Source organism: Microbacterium oleivorans NBRC 103075, assembly GCF_001552475.1.
Taxonomy (GTDB): domain Bacteria; phylum Actinomycetota; class Actinomycetes; order Actinomycetales; family Microbacteriaceae; genus Microbacterium; species Microbacterium oleivorans.
In genome coordinates this window covers 94,816-108,747 of record NZ_BCRG01000012.1, presented here as the reverse complement: position 1 = coordinate 108,747, position 13,932 = coordinate 94,816, and the positions used below count along the sequence as shown (strand labels likewise).

The 13,932-nt window shown below is 69.1% G+C and carries 14 protein-coding genes; 8 read left to right on the top strand and 6 right to left on the bottom strand.

Annotated features, from left to right (window positions below):
- Positions 1–47 precede the first annotated feature (47 nt).
- The 4 genes from MO1_RS12205 to MO1_RS12190 all read left to right on the top strand — a co-directional run bounded on the left by MO1_RS12205 (position 48) and on the right by MO1_RS12190 (position 1,936).
- Positions 48–695: an FMN-dependent NADH-azoreductase gene (locus tag MO1_RS12205; protein WP_036311271.1), complete on the top strand. Its 648-nt coding sequence runs from the start codon at positions 48–50 to the stop codon at positions 693–695.
- A 93-nt stretch (positions 696–788) separates the two neighbouring features.
- A complete protein-coding gene (locus MO1_RS12200; protein ID WP_060916165.1) occupies positions 789–1,181 on the top strand; it encodes a DUF6992 family protein in 393 nt (130 codons plus the stop codon).
- A gap of 78 nt (positions 1,182–1,259) precedes the next feature.
- Positions 1,260–1,736, top strand: a complete 477-nt coding sequence (locus MO1_RS12195) for a hypothetical protein (RefSeq protein WP_060916164.1) — start codon at positions 1,260–1,262, stop codon at positions 1,734–1,736.
- A 2-nt stretch (positions 1,737–1,738) separates the two neighbouring features.
- Positions 1,739–1,936, top strand: a complete 198-nt coding sequence (locus MO1_RS12190; RefSeq protein ID WP_060916163.1) for a helix-turn-helix transcriptional regulator — start codon at positions 1,739–1,741, stop codon at positions 1,934–1,936.
- Between the two features lie 27 nt (positions 1,937–1,963).
- Here MO1_RS12190 and MO1_RS12185 read toward each other — a convergent pair whose 3' ends face one another.
- Together MO1_RS12185 and MO1_RS12180 are read right to left on the bottom strand one after the other, a co-directional pair.
- The gene (locus MO1_RS12185; RefSeq protein ID WP_036311262.1) at positions 1,964–3,391 is read right to left on the bottom strand and encodes a CCA tRNA nucleotidyltransferase; all 1,428 of its coding nucleotides are present in this window, start codon (positions 3,389–3,391) and stop codon (positions 1,964–1,966) included.
- Positions 3,392–3,549: 158 nt separating this feature from the next.
- On the bottom strand, positions 3,550–5,073 hold the full coding sequence (locus MO1_RS12180; protein ID WP_060916162.1) for a DUF7059 domain-containing protein: 1,524 nt from the start codon (positions 5,071–5,073) through the stop codon (positions 3,550–3,552).
- 80 nt (positions 5,074–5,153) lie between these two features.
- On the opposite strand from MO1_RS12180, the gene MO1_RS12175 reads away from it, so the two are divergent.
- From MO1_RS12175 to trxA, 4 genes are all read left to right on the top strand, one after another.
- Positions 5,154–7,253 (top strand): DUF6049 family protein, encoded by a 2,100-nt coding sequence (locus MO1_RS12175; protein ID WP_060916161.1) that lies wholly within the window; start codon positions 5,154–5,156, stop codon positions 7,251–7,253.
- Positions 7,253–8,869, top strand: a complete 1,617-nt coding sequence (gene murJ / locus MO1_RS12170; protein ID WP_060916160.1) for a murein biosynthesis integral membrane protein MurJ — start codon at positions 7,253–7,255, stop codon at positions 8,867–8,869. Before MO1_RS12175 ends, murJ begins: the two co-directional genes overlap by 1 nt.
- 99 nt (positions 8,870–8,968) lie before the next feature.
- On the top strand, positions 8,969–9,961 hold the full coding sequence (gene trxB / locus MO1_RS12165; protein ID WP_060916159.1) for a thioredoxin-disulfide reductase: 993 nt from the start codon (positions 8,969–8,971) through the stop codon (positions 9,959–9,961).
- A 76-nt stretch (positions 9,962–10,037) separates the two neighbouring features.
- Entirely contained in the window at positions 10,038–10,361 is a 324-nt protein-coding gene (trxA, locus tag MO1_RS12160; RefSeq protein WP_018187790.1) for a thioredoxin, read from the top strand.
- A 64-nt stretch (positions 10,362–10,425) separates the two neighbouring features.
- Here the strand turns inward: trxA and MO1_RS12155 are convergent, their stop codons facing one another.
- Genes MO1_RS12155 through MO1_RS12140 form a run of 4 tightly spaced genes read right to left on the bottom strand, consistent with a single transcriptional unit; the run spans position 10,426 to position 13,785 of the window.
- Positions 10,426–11,427: a hypothetical protein gene (locus MO1_RS12155; RefSeq protein WP_060916158.1), complete on the bottom strand. Its 1,002-nt coding sequence runs from the start codon at positions 11,425–11,427 to the stop codon at positions 10,426–10,428.
- A 50-nt stretch (positions 11,428–11,477) separates the two neighbouring features.
- Positions 11,478–11,813, bottom strand: coding sequence for a hypothetical protein (locus MO1_RS12150; protein ID WP_036311252.1), 336 nt, complete (start codon positions 11,811–11,813; stop codon positions 11,478–11,480).
- 50 nt (positions 11,814–11,863) lie between these two features.
- Positions 11,864–12,856, bottom strand: a complete 993-nt coding sequence (locus MO1_RS12145) for a ParB/RepB/Spo0J family partition protein (RefSeq protein WP_036311250.1) — start codon at positions 12,854–12,856, stop codon at positions 11,864–11,866.
- Positions 12,856–13,785: a ParA family protein gene (locus MO1_RS12140; RefSeq protein WP_036311248.1), complete on the bottom strand. Its 930-nt coding sequence runs from the start codon at positions 13,783–13,785 to the stop codon at positions 12,856–12,858. Before MO1_RS12140 ends, MO1_RS12145 begins: the two co-directional genes overlap by 1 nt.
- Positions 13,786–13,932 lie beyond the last annotated feature (147 nt).

The window sequence follows — 13,932 nt, the reverse complement described above, 5'->3', positions numbered from 1 at the left end:
TCCCGAAGCCGCTATGTTTTCCATAGTCACTCTGATCGGAGAAGCACATGACCCTGTTCCGCCTCGATGCCAGCATCCTGCCCGCCACGTCCGCCAGCCGCGAGCTCGGCGACCTCGTCGAAGCGGAGTGGCTCGCCGCCCACCCGTCGTCGACCGTCGTCCGGCGCGACGTCGCCGCCGACCCGATCGTCGCGACCGCGTGGCGTGACTCGGTGACTTCCGGTTTCACGCCGGCCGACCAGCAGACCGACGGGCAGCGCGAGGCGATCGCGCTGCGCGCGCGTCTCGCCGACGAACTGATCGACGCCGATGCGCTGCTGTTCACCGTGCCGCTCTACAACTACGGCGTCTCGCAGCACGTGAAGACCTGGTTCGACCTCGCGTACACCGACCCGCGCATCGACCCGCAGGGAACGGCGCTCCGCGGGAAGCCGGCGACGCTGGTGACCGTCCTCGGAGGCAACTACGAGCCCGGCAGCCCGCGCGAGGGCTGGGACCACTCGACCGGGTGGCTCCGCCGGGTCTTCGAGGATGTCTGGGGTCTCGACCTCACCGTCGTCCACCGCCCGTTCACCCTGGTCGGGGTCAACCCGGCGCTGGACGCCTTCACGGACGCCGCTGCTGAGCTCAAGGCCGGGGCCGAGCAGGCCGCGATCGACGCCGGGCGCACCCTCGCGGCATCCCGCGCCGCCTGAGTCCCGCTTCGCCCGTCACGACGCGCCGCTCGGGGGTGCAGATCGTGACGGGCGAACCGCCTCTCTGCACCGGCGCTCCCTCATCATGGAGCCATGGCATCCGCGAAGAGCGTCACCGGCACCGTCGTCCACCGCCTGACCCGGTGGGGGACGGCATCCGTGATCATCGGGGGCGCGCTCGCGCTGTTCCCCCGCACCCGCGCGTTCGGCGTGCAGACGCTGATGTGGGGGGCGATCGACGCCGGCCTCGCGGCGTTCACCCGCCGGCAGCAGAACGTTCCGAAGAAGCGGATGCTGCGACGCATCCTCCTGGTGAACTCGGCGCTCGATGTCGGCTACGTCGCGACCGGGGGGCACCTCGCCGCGCGGACGCCCTCATTCGGCGGCCGCTTGAGTCCCGCGGATGCCCGCGGACACGGTCTCGCCATCGTCATCCAGGGCGCCGCGCTCTTCATCATCGACCTCACTGCGGCGCGACGCCTCTGACGTCGCATTTGCGCCGCTCGCCTCGGCTGTGTCAAGGTTGCTTTACAGTAAAGCGACCTTGACACCTGGGAGGGCACCATGACCGACACCGACGGAACCGCGCCGGAACTCGACCGCACCCGGTGGGGTCGCCTCCGCGGCGGCAGCCGTACCCCCGCGATGGCGATCGCGATCCCGGCCGGCCTCGTGCTGGCCGTGGTGGTCGGCGTCATCGCCGCCGCGATGTGGGATGCCCCCACTCCGCCCTTCGTGGTGGGAATCGGCTTCACGGTCGTCACCCTCCCGGCGCTCGTCGGTCTGGTGTGGGTGTTCCTCGTCGATCGAGACACCCTCCGCGGCGCGATCGACCGGCCCGAGGAATCCATCGAGGGCGCCTGGTACGACAAGGCCGCGCAGGGGGCGTTCTCGGACACGCTGCTGATCACGGGACTCGGCACGACCTTCTTCGCCATCACCAACATCCGCATCGACATGCTCATCGCCCTGATCGGCGTGCTCGTCGTCGCGATGGGCAGCTGCGGCATCCGCTATCTGATCGCGCGGCGTCGGGGCTGACCGTGCAGAACTCGCTGTGCGCACTCCGTCAGGATCGCGGCTGGTCGCAGCAACGGCTCGCCGATGAGCTCGGCGTCTCTCGCCAGACGATCATCTCGATCGAACGCGGTCGCTTCGACCCCAGCCTGCCGCTCGCGTTCCGCATCGCCCGCCTGTTCGAGACGACGATCGAGAGCGTGTTCGAGCCCGACGGGGAATGAGCGCTTCGGGGCAGATCAGCCGGCAGGTCAGGCGCGCGACGCCCACCATTCGCGGAGGCGCTGCTCGGCGGCATCCGGTCCGATGACACCCTCGTCGAGACGGATGTCGAGCAGGAACCGGTACGCCTCGCCGACCTCACGGCCGGGACGGATGCCGAGGACCTCCTGGATGCGGTTGCCGTCGAGCTCCGGGCGCATCGACTCGAGCTCCTCCTGCTCGGCGAGCTGCGCGATCCGCGCCTCGATGTCGTCGTACGCGCTGCGGAGCCGGCCGGCCTTGCGCTTGTTCCGCGTCGTCACGTCGGCGCGCGTGAGGATGTGCAGCCGCTCGAGCTGCTCGCCGGCGTCACGCACGTACCGGCGGACGGCGGAGTCGGTCCACGCGCCCTCGGCGTAGCCGAAGAAGCGGAGGTGCTGCTCGATGAGCTGACACACGGCATCCGTCGTCGCGCCGTCGAACTTGAGGGCCTGCAGGCGCTTGCGCGCCATCCGAGCGCCTTTGACGTCGTGGTGGTGGAAGCTCACGGCGCCACCGGGCTCGAGCTTGCGAGTCGCCGGCTTGCCGATGTCGTGCAGGAGCGCCGCGAGGCGGAGCGTGACGTCGGGCGCCTGGCCCGGGTGTCGCTGCTTCTCGAGCTCGATGGCCTGCGCGAGGACCGTGAGCGAGTGCTCGTACACGTCCTTGTGGTGGTGGTGCTCGTCGACTTCGAGCCGCAGAGCGGGGACCTCGGGCAGGAACAGCTCCATGAGACCGGTGTCGACCAGCAGACGGATGCCGCGGTCCGGCGCCTCCGTCGAGAGGAGCTTCACGAGCTCCCCCTGCACCCGCTCGGGACTCACGATCGACAGGCTCGGCGCGAGCCGGCTCATCGCCTCGAGGGTCGCGGGATGGACCTCCACGCGGAGCTGGCTCGCAAATCGGGCGGCGCGCAGCATCCGGAGCGGGTCGTCACCGAAGCTCACGTCGGGATCGGTGGGAGTGCGGAGGGTCATATCGACGAGGTCCTCGACACCGCCGGTCGGGTCGACGAGGGAGGGCCCCGGGATGCGGAGCGCCATCGCGTTCACCGTGAAATCGCGCCGGGCGAGGTCCTGCTCGAGGGTGTCGCCGAACTCGACGGTCGGCTTGCGGGTCGTGCCGTCGTAGCTGTCGGCGCGATAGGTCGTGATCTCGACCTGCTCACCCCGGACCTTGGCGCCGATCGTTCCGAAGGCGCGGCCGATGTCCCACGTCGCCGTCGAGAGCGGCTTCACGATCCGCAGGATGTCGTCGGGGCGCGCGTTCGTCGTGTAGTCGAGGTCGTTCACCGTGCGGCCGAGCAGCGCGTCGCGGACGGGGCCCCCGACGATCGCGAGTTCGAACCCGGCATCCGAGAAGGCGCGGGCGAGCGCGGCCGACACGGGGGCCTCCGCGAGCGCGCCCAGGCGCGCGAGACCCTCGGCCATGTTCAGCATGACAACGAGCCTACCGACGTGCGCCGGGGGCTTCGGCGGGGGCCCCGCACCCTATGCGGATGCAGTGGATGCCGCGCGATACCCCGCGCCCCGGCATCCGTCATCGGCGTGTCGCCGCCGATCCCTGGCCTCGGCGCACGCCCCCGAACGCCGGCCGGTCAGCCCAGGCGCAGGAACCCGGTGAACACGAGCTCACGGACGCGCGGGAGCAGGTCGGCGCGCAGCGGGACCGCGTCGACCTCGAGCAGGTCGGCGATCGCGTCGATGAGCACGCCGAGCGGCAGGTCGCCGTCGCACGCGCCGACGAGGGCCGCGAGCGCCGGGTCGACGTTCAGCACGCGACCGAAGCCGCCGCCCTGGTGCAGCTCGATGACCGAGGGCTCCTCGGCGCCCGGACGGTGGTGCCGGGCCTCGGTGACATCCGCGCTCACGACGGCGGTCACTTCGGCGAGCGCGTCGTCGTCGAGCAGCCCGAGCCGGTCCCAGGCGGCGAGCGCCGAGGCGAGGTGCGTGCCGAGGGTGCCGCCCACCGGCTGGGAGATCTTCTCGTAGCGGGCGAGGGGCGGCATCCCGATCGGAGTGCGGCGCAGCAGCAGGTACCCGAACCCGACGGCCGTCACCCCGCGGGCGTCGAAATCGGCGAGCCATGCGTCGATGAGCCGCGCGTAGTCGGGGCTCCCGGGGGTCGTGCCGCCGTCGCGGACCCACAGCTCCGCGTAGGCGAGCGGGTCGAGCCGCTCGCGTTCCACGATCCACGCGTCGAGAGGCTGAGCGGATGCCGCGACCCAGTCGCGCACGCGGTCGAGACCGTCACGGTCGTTCCGGTACTCCCAGTTCCCGAGCAGCTGCGCCGTGCCGCCGGGGGCCAGCACGTCGCCCACGCCCGACACGAAGGCCGCGACGAGGTCGTCGCCCGCGAATCCCGCGTCGCGGTACTCGTACTCGGGAACGCCGGCGACGCGCGGCGTGATGACGAACGGCGGGTTGGAGACGACACGGTCGAACTCCTCACCCGCGACGGGCTCGAAGAGGCTGCCATGGCGCACCTCGATCCCGTCGACGTCGTTGAGGGCGGCGTTCAGCACGGTCAGCTCCAGAGCACGCTCCGACACGTCCGTCGCGACGACGTGGGGGGCGCTCCGGCGCGCACGCAGGGCCTGGATGCCGCATCCCGTTCCCAGGTCCAGGACGCGCTGCGCCGGAGTGTCGAGCTGCAGACCCGCGAGGGTGAGCGAAGCGCCACCCACCCCGAGGACGTGACCGGTCGGGAGCGGGCCGCCCAGAGCCGCCTCGTCGAGGTCGCTCACGATCCACCAGTGGCCCGAGCCGGCGGCATCCGTGTAGTCCTGCGGCCGGACGAGGACGGTCGGGGTCGCGGTGTCGCCGTCGATGCGGGCGAGCCCCAGGGCGGCCAGGCCCGCCGCGCCCGCGGTCGGCAGCGCGGCGTCGAGGTCGGCGACCCCGGCGGCGTCGCCGAGGAACAGGGTGCGACTCAGGAGGGCGAGCGGATCGGTTCGCCCGCCGAGCGCGCGACGGGCGGGAGCGAGCAGGCCCCGACCGATCGCATCGTCCGCCAGCCCACCCCACGCGGCGCGCACGGCACCGGCGGTGTACCCCGCCGCGGCCAGGTCGGCGCGGAGCGCGGCAACGGTTGACGGGTCGGGATGCCGGGAGTCGCTCACCCCTCCATTCAACCGGCCCTCGCGCCCAATCAGGGGCTCCGCAGGGCGGTGACCCTAGAATCGCTCCCGATGGTGCGGTCATGGATCGCACAGGAATCGACCTCTTCATGACCTTCATCTCGCCTGTTCCGGGCCGACGTCCGCCGCGCCGATCCCGTTGGCTGTGTGCGGCGACGGCGGCGAGCGCTGTCCTCGCGCTGGCCTCCCCGGTGCCGGCCGCCTTCGCTGCGGTCGACGATCCGGCTGACGGTGAGGCGGCCACCGCCGTCCTCGCGCCGGCGAACGACGGGGTACTCTCGGCATCCGCCCCGCTGACGCTGACCCTGTCCGCTGACAACCCCACCGCCACCGCCCTCGCCGCGGGTGAGGCGACCTTCGAGTTCGGCACGCGCGCCCTGACGACGCGCGGCTCACTCGACTCCTGGCTCGACAGCGGCGCTGCGGCCGTCCCGTTCGATGCGGTCGGCGAGAGCGACGTCCCCGAAGTCGCAGGTCAGCAGTCGGCATCCGTCTCGGTCTCGGTCGCCCCCGACGACGCCGCGCTCGAAGACCTCGAGCCGGGGATCTACCCCGTACGCGTCGCGTACACGACGGGTGACGAGACCCTTCGTGCGCGGACGGTCGTCGTCGTGCCCCGGACGGGGGAACCCACGCAGCGCGTCGGTGTCATCGTTCCGATCACTGCCGGGCCTCAGACGACCGGGGCGCTGGGAGCAGATGTCCTCCGAGAGCTGACGGCCGACGGAGGTGCGCTCCGCGAACAGCTCGACGCGGTGAGTGGCACCGACGCGATCCTCGCGGTCGATCCGGCGATCGCCGCGTCGATCCGTGCCTTGGGCAAGAGCGCGCCGGCCGACGCCGTCGCGTGGCTCGACGAGCTCATGTCCCTTCCGAACGAGCGCTTCGCGCTGCAGTACGGCGACGCCGATCTCGCCGCGCAGGTCGGCGCGGGAGCGGCATCCCCCGGCCGGATGACCTCGTTCTCGGCCTACCTCGACGCCGCGAACTTCGAGGTGACGACGGATGCTGCCGGCGCGACCCCGGCCCCGAGCCCCACTCCGGGCCAGGTGGCGCTCCCGTCACTCGACGCGCTGTTCGACGTCGGCGCTGACCGCGATGCCGTGTACTGGCCCGCGACGGGCACCGCCGGTGCCGAGACCGCGACCGCACTCAGCGCCGTGACCGGCACGCAGGACACCCCGGTCACCCTGTTGCCGAGTTCCCTCGCCCGATCGGATGCCGCGGCCCACGCGACCGCGGGCGATGCCGACCTGCTCGTCTACAACGAGGACCTCTCCGGTCTCCTCGCCCAGGCCTCGACCACGGGCGACGCGACCGAACGCGCCAGCGCCCTCGCGGAGGCCACCGCGCGGGCCACCTTGATCGATCCGGCCGGCCCCCTCCTCGTCACCGTCGATCGGGCGAACGGGCGGTCCGAGGCGGAGCTCCGTGATGCGATCCGGGGGGCAACGGCGCTGCCTGGGTGGACCACCACCGGCCTCGACGGGCTGCTCGCCGCCGACCCCGCCTCGGTCCGGCCGGTGTCTGTGACGCCGGATGCCGACCGCGTCGCGGTGCTCAAAGAGTTCCGCGCGGCGCAGCCCGGCCTCTCCCGCATCGCCGGGGTTCTCGATGACCCGTCGCAGCTGGCCTCGTCCGAGCGCGCGACGGAACTGCAGCTGCTCGGCAACGGCTGGCTCGGCGACCCCGACGGATGGGATGCCGCGGTCCAGACACAGCGCGAACGCATCGCCACCTGGACCGACGGCGTCGCCCTCGTCCCGGGCGGGCCGATCACCCTCGCCGGCACGTCCGCGCCGCTTGTCTTCACGGTACGCAACGACCTCCCCTGGCCTGCACGCGTGGACCTCCTCGCCGCGCCGAACGACGCCCGCCTCGTGATCGAATCCACCACCGAGGTCGAGATCGGCGCCCAGCAGACGAGCCGCGTCGCCATCCCGGTCTCGGCTCTGGTCGGCAGCGGGGAATCCTCCGTCGACCTGAAGCTGCGGACCCCCGCCGGCGTCGAGATCGGCCCGACCGAGACCATCAACGTCTCGGTGCGTGCCGAGTGGGAGGCGGTCTCGATCATCATCCTCAGCGTCCTCGTGAGCGTTCTTCTCGTGTTCGGTGTCGTCCGCACAGTCCGGCGACGCCGACGGATGCCGGTGGACGCCTGATGGCCGGGCTCGACCGCGCCAGCGCCACCGTCGCCGTCGGCACCATGGCGTCCCGCATCACGGGGTTGATCCGCAACATCGTGCTGACGGTCGCGATCGGCACCGTCGGAGCGAGGGCCGCCGACTCGTTCGCCGTCGCGAACCAGCTTCCGAACTCGGTCTTCGCCCTCATCTCCTCGGGCCTCCTCGCCGGCGTGATCGTCCCTCAGATCGTCAAGGCGGTGAAGACCCACGACGATCGCGGCAGCGCATTCGTCTCCAAGCTCCTCACGCTCGGCGTCCTTGCGTTGCTCGTCGTCACGGCGGTGGCGGTCGTCGCGGCCCCGCTGCTTGTCGAGATCTACGCGGGGAAGTTCACCGAAGAGGCCAAGACCCTCACTCTCGCACTTGCGTACTGGTGCCTCCCGCAGCTGCTGTTCTACGGTCTTTATGCGCTCGTGGGCGAGGTCCTCAATGCGAATCGAATCTTCGGTCCGTTCGCCTGGTCGCCCATCGTGAACAACGTCATCTCGATCACAGGATTCGGTGTTTTCATCGCTCTGTTCGGGACGTACAAGGCAGCGACTGGCTGGACCGCCGGGATGATCGCACTGATGGGCGGCACCGCGACCCTGGGCATCGTCGTTCAAGCCGGCATCCTGTTCCTCTTCTGGCGGCGCGCAGGCCTGCACGTGCGACCCGATTTCCACTGGCGGGGCATCGGCCTCCGGCACATCGGTCGCCTGGCCGGCTGGACGTTCCTCATGGTCGTCGCGGGGCAGATCGCCGGCGCCGTCCAGGTCAACATCGTTGGCGCTGCCTCCGGCACCGACGCTGCGGGCGCGACCCTGCAGAACGCCTGGCTCCTGTTCATGCTGCCGTTCTCCGTGATCGTCCTATCGCTGGGAACGCCGTACTACACGCGGCTCAGCGAGCACGTGGCCGAAGGACGGACGGATGCCGTCACCGCCGACCTGTCTTCCCTCACCCGGACCGTCGGCATCTTCATGGTCGGCGTCCTCGCTGCGATGATCGTGGCGGCAGTGCCGTTGGCCCGCCTGTTCACCACCGATCCGAGTGAGGCAGTCGCCTTCGCGTGGGTGCTCGTCGCCTACCTCGTCGCCCTGCTGCCGCTGTCATTCCAGTTCGGCCTCCAGCGGACGTTCTACGCCCTCAAGGACACCCGCACCCCCTTCGTGTACACGCTCGTACAGGCGGCGATCGTGATCGCCACCGCGCTCACGGCATCCGCTCTCCTGGGCGCGGGGGTCCTCTCCAGAGAGTGGTTGGCCGTGGCGATCGCCCTCGGGCAGTCCGTCGCCAACATCGTGCAGTTCGCTCTCGCGATCACGCTCCTGCGCCGCAAGATCGGGCCTCTCGGGCTCAGCGGCGCGTTCCGCGGCATCCTTCGCTTCCTCCTCGCGGCCATCCCCGCCGCTGTCGCCGGATGGGGAGTCTTCGCCCTCTTCGGCGGCGTGGACGGGTGGGCGGTGTCCGAGCGCCTGCTCGGCTTCGCCGGCGCTGCACTCATCGGCGGTACCACACTCGTCGTCTACGCCGCGATCCTCGCCGTATTCCGGACTCCTGAGCTGACGATGGCCGGGCGGGCGCTTCGCCGCTTCCTCCCCGGTCGCTGAGACATCCGCCCCGCCCAGGCGGCGTGGAATGCCACACGGCTAGCATTGGTTGGACGTGTCGGGGCGAGGGTATTCGCCCCGGTTGAGAAGGGATTCATCGTGCGCAAGGTCATCATCATCGGCTCGGGCCCCGCGGGGTACACCGCGGCCATCTACGCTGCCCGCGCGAACCTGTCGCCCCTCGTGGTGGCGAGTTCGGTCGAGGCCGGCGGTGAGCTGATGAACACCACCGAGGTCGAGAACTTCCCCGGTTTCCCCGAGGGCGTCATGGGTCCCGACCTCATGGCCAAGATGCAGGAGCAGGCCGAGAAGTTCGGCGCGGAGGTCGTCTACGACGACGTCGTGTCGCTCGACGTCTCCGGCGACGTCAAGACCGTCACGCTCGGCCGCGGCGTGACCCACGAGGCCGAGGCCATCGTGTTCGCCACCGGTTCCGCTCCCCGCAAGATCGGCATCGAGGGTGAGACCCGCCTCTCCGGCCGTGGCGTCTCCTACTGCGCGACCTGCGACGGGTTCTTCTTCCGCGAGAAGGTCATCGCCGTCGTCGGTGGCGGCGACTCCGCCATGGAAGAGGCGACGTTCCTCACCAAGTTCGCCTCGAAGGTCTACGTGATCCATCGCCGCGACGAGCTCCGCGCCTCCAAGATCATGCAGGACCGCGCGCAGGCCAACGAGAAGATCGAATTCGTCTGGAACAGCGAGGTCATCGACGTGCTGGGTGAGGATGCCGTGACCGGCGTCCGTCTCCGCGACACCGTCGACGGCTCCGAGCGCGACCTGGCACTCGACGGCGTCTTCGTCGCGATCGGCTATGACCCCCGCACCCACCTGGTGCACAACGTGCTCGACATCACGGAGCACGGCACCGTCTGGGTCGACGGCCGCACCTCCAAGACGTCGGTCGAGGGCGTCTTCGCCGCAGGAGACGTCATCGACCCGACCTACCGCCAGGCGGTCACCGCCGCCGGCAGCGGCACGGTCGCGGCCCTCGACCTCGAGCACTACCTCGCCGCTCGTGGCGACGCGGGTGCTCCTGCGCAAGACGCCGCCGTCATCGACGATCGTCACGACGCCGAAGCTGACGCCGCCTGACCGCGGAACAATTCCGGCATCCGCCGCGTTTTCCCCTCACAGACACGATCGTGTCGACCACTAAGGAGACAGACATATGACCGCCAAGGCAACGAGCGAGAGCACCTGGCAGCAGGACGTCATCGACGCCGAAGGCCCCGTTCTGGTGGACTTCTGGGCCGAGTGGTGCGGACCCTGTCGCATGGTCGGCCCCATCCTCGACGAGATCCAGACCGAGAACCCCGAGAAGATCACGGTTCTGAAGCTCAACGTCGACGAGAACCCGCAGCTCGCCATGCAGTACCAGATCACCTCCATCCCCGCGATGAAGGTGTTCAACAAGGGTGAGGTCGAGAAGACGATCATCGGTGCGAAGCCGAAGTTCGCCCTCCAGCAGGACCTCGCCGACTACATCGGCTGAGACCCGTACTTCACGAAGGACCCGCGCGACCCCGGTCGCCGGGTCCTTCGTCGTTTCTTATGCTTCATCTGGGAAAAAAGCGGCGCCACCACCCTTTTGGTGTCTCGTCCCGACGAATCTGTTTCCACACGATCCGACCCGCCGCGGTTCGCTCGACGTGTTCCGAACCCGGCAGATCGTCGACGGTCATCGTCCCCTGGACGAGCTCGACCACCTCTCGCGGTAGACCCAGGGTGGCGGCCACGGCATCCACGAGTCCTTCGTGGTTGGGCCGATCCAAGAGCACGTCTACGGCGTTCAGGTCCGTGCCGAGCTCAGCGAGCGCGATCCGGCTCTGATCCTCGCCGCCCACGAGCGTGGTCGGCGTCAGCTGGCCGCGCGCCAGCATCCGCTGCACCCGACCCACCTCCCCCTCTTCTGCGAGCACCGCACGCCACCACGTCGGCCACGAAAGCGTGAGGTCCGGGATGCCGCGCATCACCGCCCTTTCACCCGACGCACCCAAAGCCGCCCGGCTGTACACCTCGACGGTGAGCGCGTCGTCGCGGAGGGTCACCGCGACGACCGGTCGCTGTGCGGGCGGCCAGTACTCCTGGACGTCGCCCCGAGCCTGCAGGAGAAGACAATCGCCCGCCGGGACCACACTGATCGACGCTTCCAGCTGAGCAGAGAGGTTCTGCCGGTGCCCGGGATCGATCGCGGTTGATCCTCCGATGACGTACACCCGCCGTGCCGCCGGCTGCGGCATCGGTCCTTCCGGTTCGGACTCTTCACGAGCGGATGCCGAGACGAAGAAGTCTGCGCTGTCGAGGGTGACGTCCGCATCCCATTCCGTGGCCAGCGACGCCAGAACGGGCTGAGGTGCGGTCGCGATGAGCGATCCATCGTCCCGCGCCAGAATCAGCTCGCCCGAGGCGTCGAGTGCGACGCGAACGATGGGCCGCCCGTTCGCCATCCCGACCATCGCCGGGACGTTGCGCCTCTTCATCGCGTCGGCGACAACCTCGCGAGTCGGACCGACAGACGAGCGGATGACAAGAGACGCGCCCTGAACCGATCGGTGCATGCCTTGACCGTAACCCCGTCCGGTGAACGCGGATGTTTCACGTGGAACGGTCAGGACGCGCGGACCGACACATCCCAGGTCCGGTGCGGCTCGCTGCCGAGAAGTCGCCAGACAGCCGCGCTCAGTGGGGGATAGTCGAGGGAGATCTGGCGCAGCACTCGATAGTTCCGCGCCTCGTTAGGCTGCTGACCGCCGTCAGCGGCGATGTTCTCCGCGCGCAACGTCAGGACCACGAGTTCGTCGACCGTCGGCAGGTCCTCCATGAATGCCCATGGGTCTTCGCCTTGGAGCACACGCTCCTCGACGATCACGGAGAGCTCATCCGATGCCTCAGCCCGCAGCACCTCAAGGCTGGCACGACGCGGAAGATGGGGGCGATCACTCACCCGACAAGCCTACGCGCGCACCCTGGGTTCAAGGTCGGAGCGACCGGGATTCACGACGCGCCGAACTCGGTCTCACCCAGCTCACCGAGGATCCGGTTGAGATCCTGAATTGTAGCGAAATCGATGCTGATCTGGCCTTTACGGGCGGTCAAAGCGATCTTGACCTTGGTGTTCAGGCGGTCCCCCAGACGCTCCGCGACGTCGTCGAGGTGTGCTCGGCGAGTGCCCGCCTTCGGCAGCGGACGTACCCGGTTGCCGATCGTCTTGGCCGCTGCCTCCGCCGCCCTCACGGACAGATCCTCGTTCACGATCTTGTCAGCGAGACGCTGCATGGTGTCGACATCTTCTACCGAGAGGATCGCTCTCGCGTGCCCGGCGCTGAGAACGCCGGCGGCCACGCGCTGCTGCACGGGCACCGGGAGCTTCAAGAGACGGATGGTGTTGCTGATCTGGGGACGCGAGCGGCCGATCCGAGTCGCGAGCTCCTCCTGCGTGATACCGAAGTCCTCGAGAAGCTGTTGATAGGCCGACGCCTCTTCGAGCGGGTTCAGCTGAGAGCGGTGGAGGTTCTCGAGCAGCGCGTCACGGAGGAGGTGTTCGTCCTCCGTCTCACGCAGGACGGCGGGTATCGCGGTAAGACCCGCTTCGCGCGCGGCGCGCGTGCGGCGCTCGCCCATGATGAGCTCGAACTCGCCCTCGTCGTTGCGACGCACGACGACGGGCTGCAGGACACCGAACTCGCGCACGCTGTGCACGAGTTCCGCCAGATCGTCCGCGTCGAAGTTCGAGCGCGGCTGGCGAGGGTTCGGGACGATCGAATTCGGATCGATCTCGATCAGTCGGGTCCCTGGAACAGCGACCAGATCATCCTGCGCCGAGGTGGACTCGGCCGCGGCAGCGGCATCCGCCGACTCCATGGCGTCCATGGACCCCTCAGCCAGGGATGCGCCGGGGAAGAAGACGTCGACAGGACGCGCCTCCGACGGGTCCTGCGTGGGGATGAGGGCACCGATGCCCCGGCCCAGTCCGGTTCGCTTAGCCATCAACGGGCTCCTTCGTGTGATTTCTGCTCGTGACCGCGTCGAACGATCTCCACCGCCGCTTCGCGGTAGGCGACCGCGCCCGCGGACTGCCCGTCGTAGGCGATGACCGTCTGCCCGAAGCTCGGCGCCTCGGAAACTCGAACCGAACGCGGGATGACCGTCGTCAACACGCGTTCAGGGAAGTGAGTTCGCACCTCATCGGCGACCTGCTGCGCCAATCGCGTGCGTCCGTCGTACATCGTCAGCAGGATCGTCGACAAGTGCAACGACGTGTTCAGGTGCTTCTGGATCATGGTGACACTGCCGAGAAGCTGGCTCAGTCCTTCCAGCGCGTAGTACTCGCACTGGATGGGGATGAGAACCTCTGTTGCGGCAGTGAAGGCGTTGATGGTGAGCAGTCCCAGCGAGGGTGGGCAGTCGATGAACACGAAATCGACGTGATTCTCGCTCAGGTATGTGTCCAGAGCGGTCCTGAGACGATGCTCACGGGCAACCTGCGACACCAACTCGATCTCCGCGCCGGCCAGATGGATCGTGGAGGGCGCACAGAGCAGGTTCTCCGACTCCGGGCTCGTCTGAATGACGTCCGCCAGCGGTTCCTCGTCGATCAAGACGTCGTAGATGCTCGCGACGTCCGCACTGTGCGGGATACCGAGTGCCGTAGACGCGTTTCCCTGGGGATCCAAGTCGATGACGAGGACGCGAGCGCCGATCGACGCGAGTCCTGCGGCGAGGTTGACCGTCGTGGTCGTCTTCCCCACACCGCCCTTCTGGTTCGACACCGTCACCACTCGCGTTGTGCCGTCGAATTCGACCTGCACCCCCGCCAGTGCTTTTCGACGCGACGTCAGATCGGCCAATTCGCGGGCGATCGGACTGTCGTCGAATGAGAAGGGTGCGGGAGAGGTTGTGTTCTCCGAATCCGGCACCTGTTACTCCTGTCGTGTCGAGGACCATCTCACTGTAGTCGAGGCATCCCCCAGCCCCGAGTCGTCGGCGTGTTTCACGTGAAACGGGCGCCGTCGGGCACGGCGTTTCACGTGAAACGCCGATCGACCGAACCTATACGGCGCTGC

Bases quoted from the DNA above. Each gene is read 5' to 3' on its own strand.
- MO1_RS12205 (WP_036311271.1), top strand. From the start codon at position 48: ATGACCCTGTTCCGCCTCGATGCCAGCATCCTGCCCGCCACGTCCGCC.
- MO1_RS12200 (WP_060916165.1), top strand. From the start codon at position 789: ATGGCATCCGCGAAGAGCGTCACCGGCACCGTCGTCCACCGCCTGACC.
- MO1_RS12195 (WP_060916164.1), top strand. From the start codon at position 1,260: ATGACCGACACCGACGGAACCGCGCCGGAACTCGACCGCACCCGGTGG.
- MO1_RS12185 (WP_036311262.1), bottom strand. From the start codon at position 3,391: ATGCTGAACATGGCCGAGGGTCTCGCGCGCCTGGGCGCGCTCGCGGAG.
- MO1_RS12175 (WP_060916161.1), top strand. From the start codon at position 5,154: ATGGATCGCACAGGAATCGACCTCTTCATGACCTTCATCTCGCCTGTT.
- murJ (WP_060916160.1), top strand. From the start codon at position 7,253: ATGGCCGGGCTCGACCGCGCCAGCGCCACCGTCGCCGTCGGCACCATG.
- trxA (WP_018187790.1), top strand. From the start codon at position 10,038: ATGACCGCCAAGGCAACGAGCGAGAGCACCTGGCAGCAGGACGTCATC.
- MO1_RS12155 (WP_060916158.1), bottom strand. From the start codon at position 11,427: ATGCACCGATCGGTTCAGGGCGCGTCTCTTGTCATCCGCTCGTCTGTC.
- MO1_RS12145 (WP_036311250.1), bottom strand. From the start codon at position 12,856: ATGGCTAAGCGAACCGGACTGGGCCGGGGCATCGGTGCCCTCATCCCC.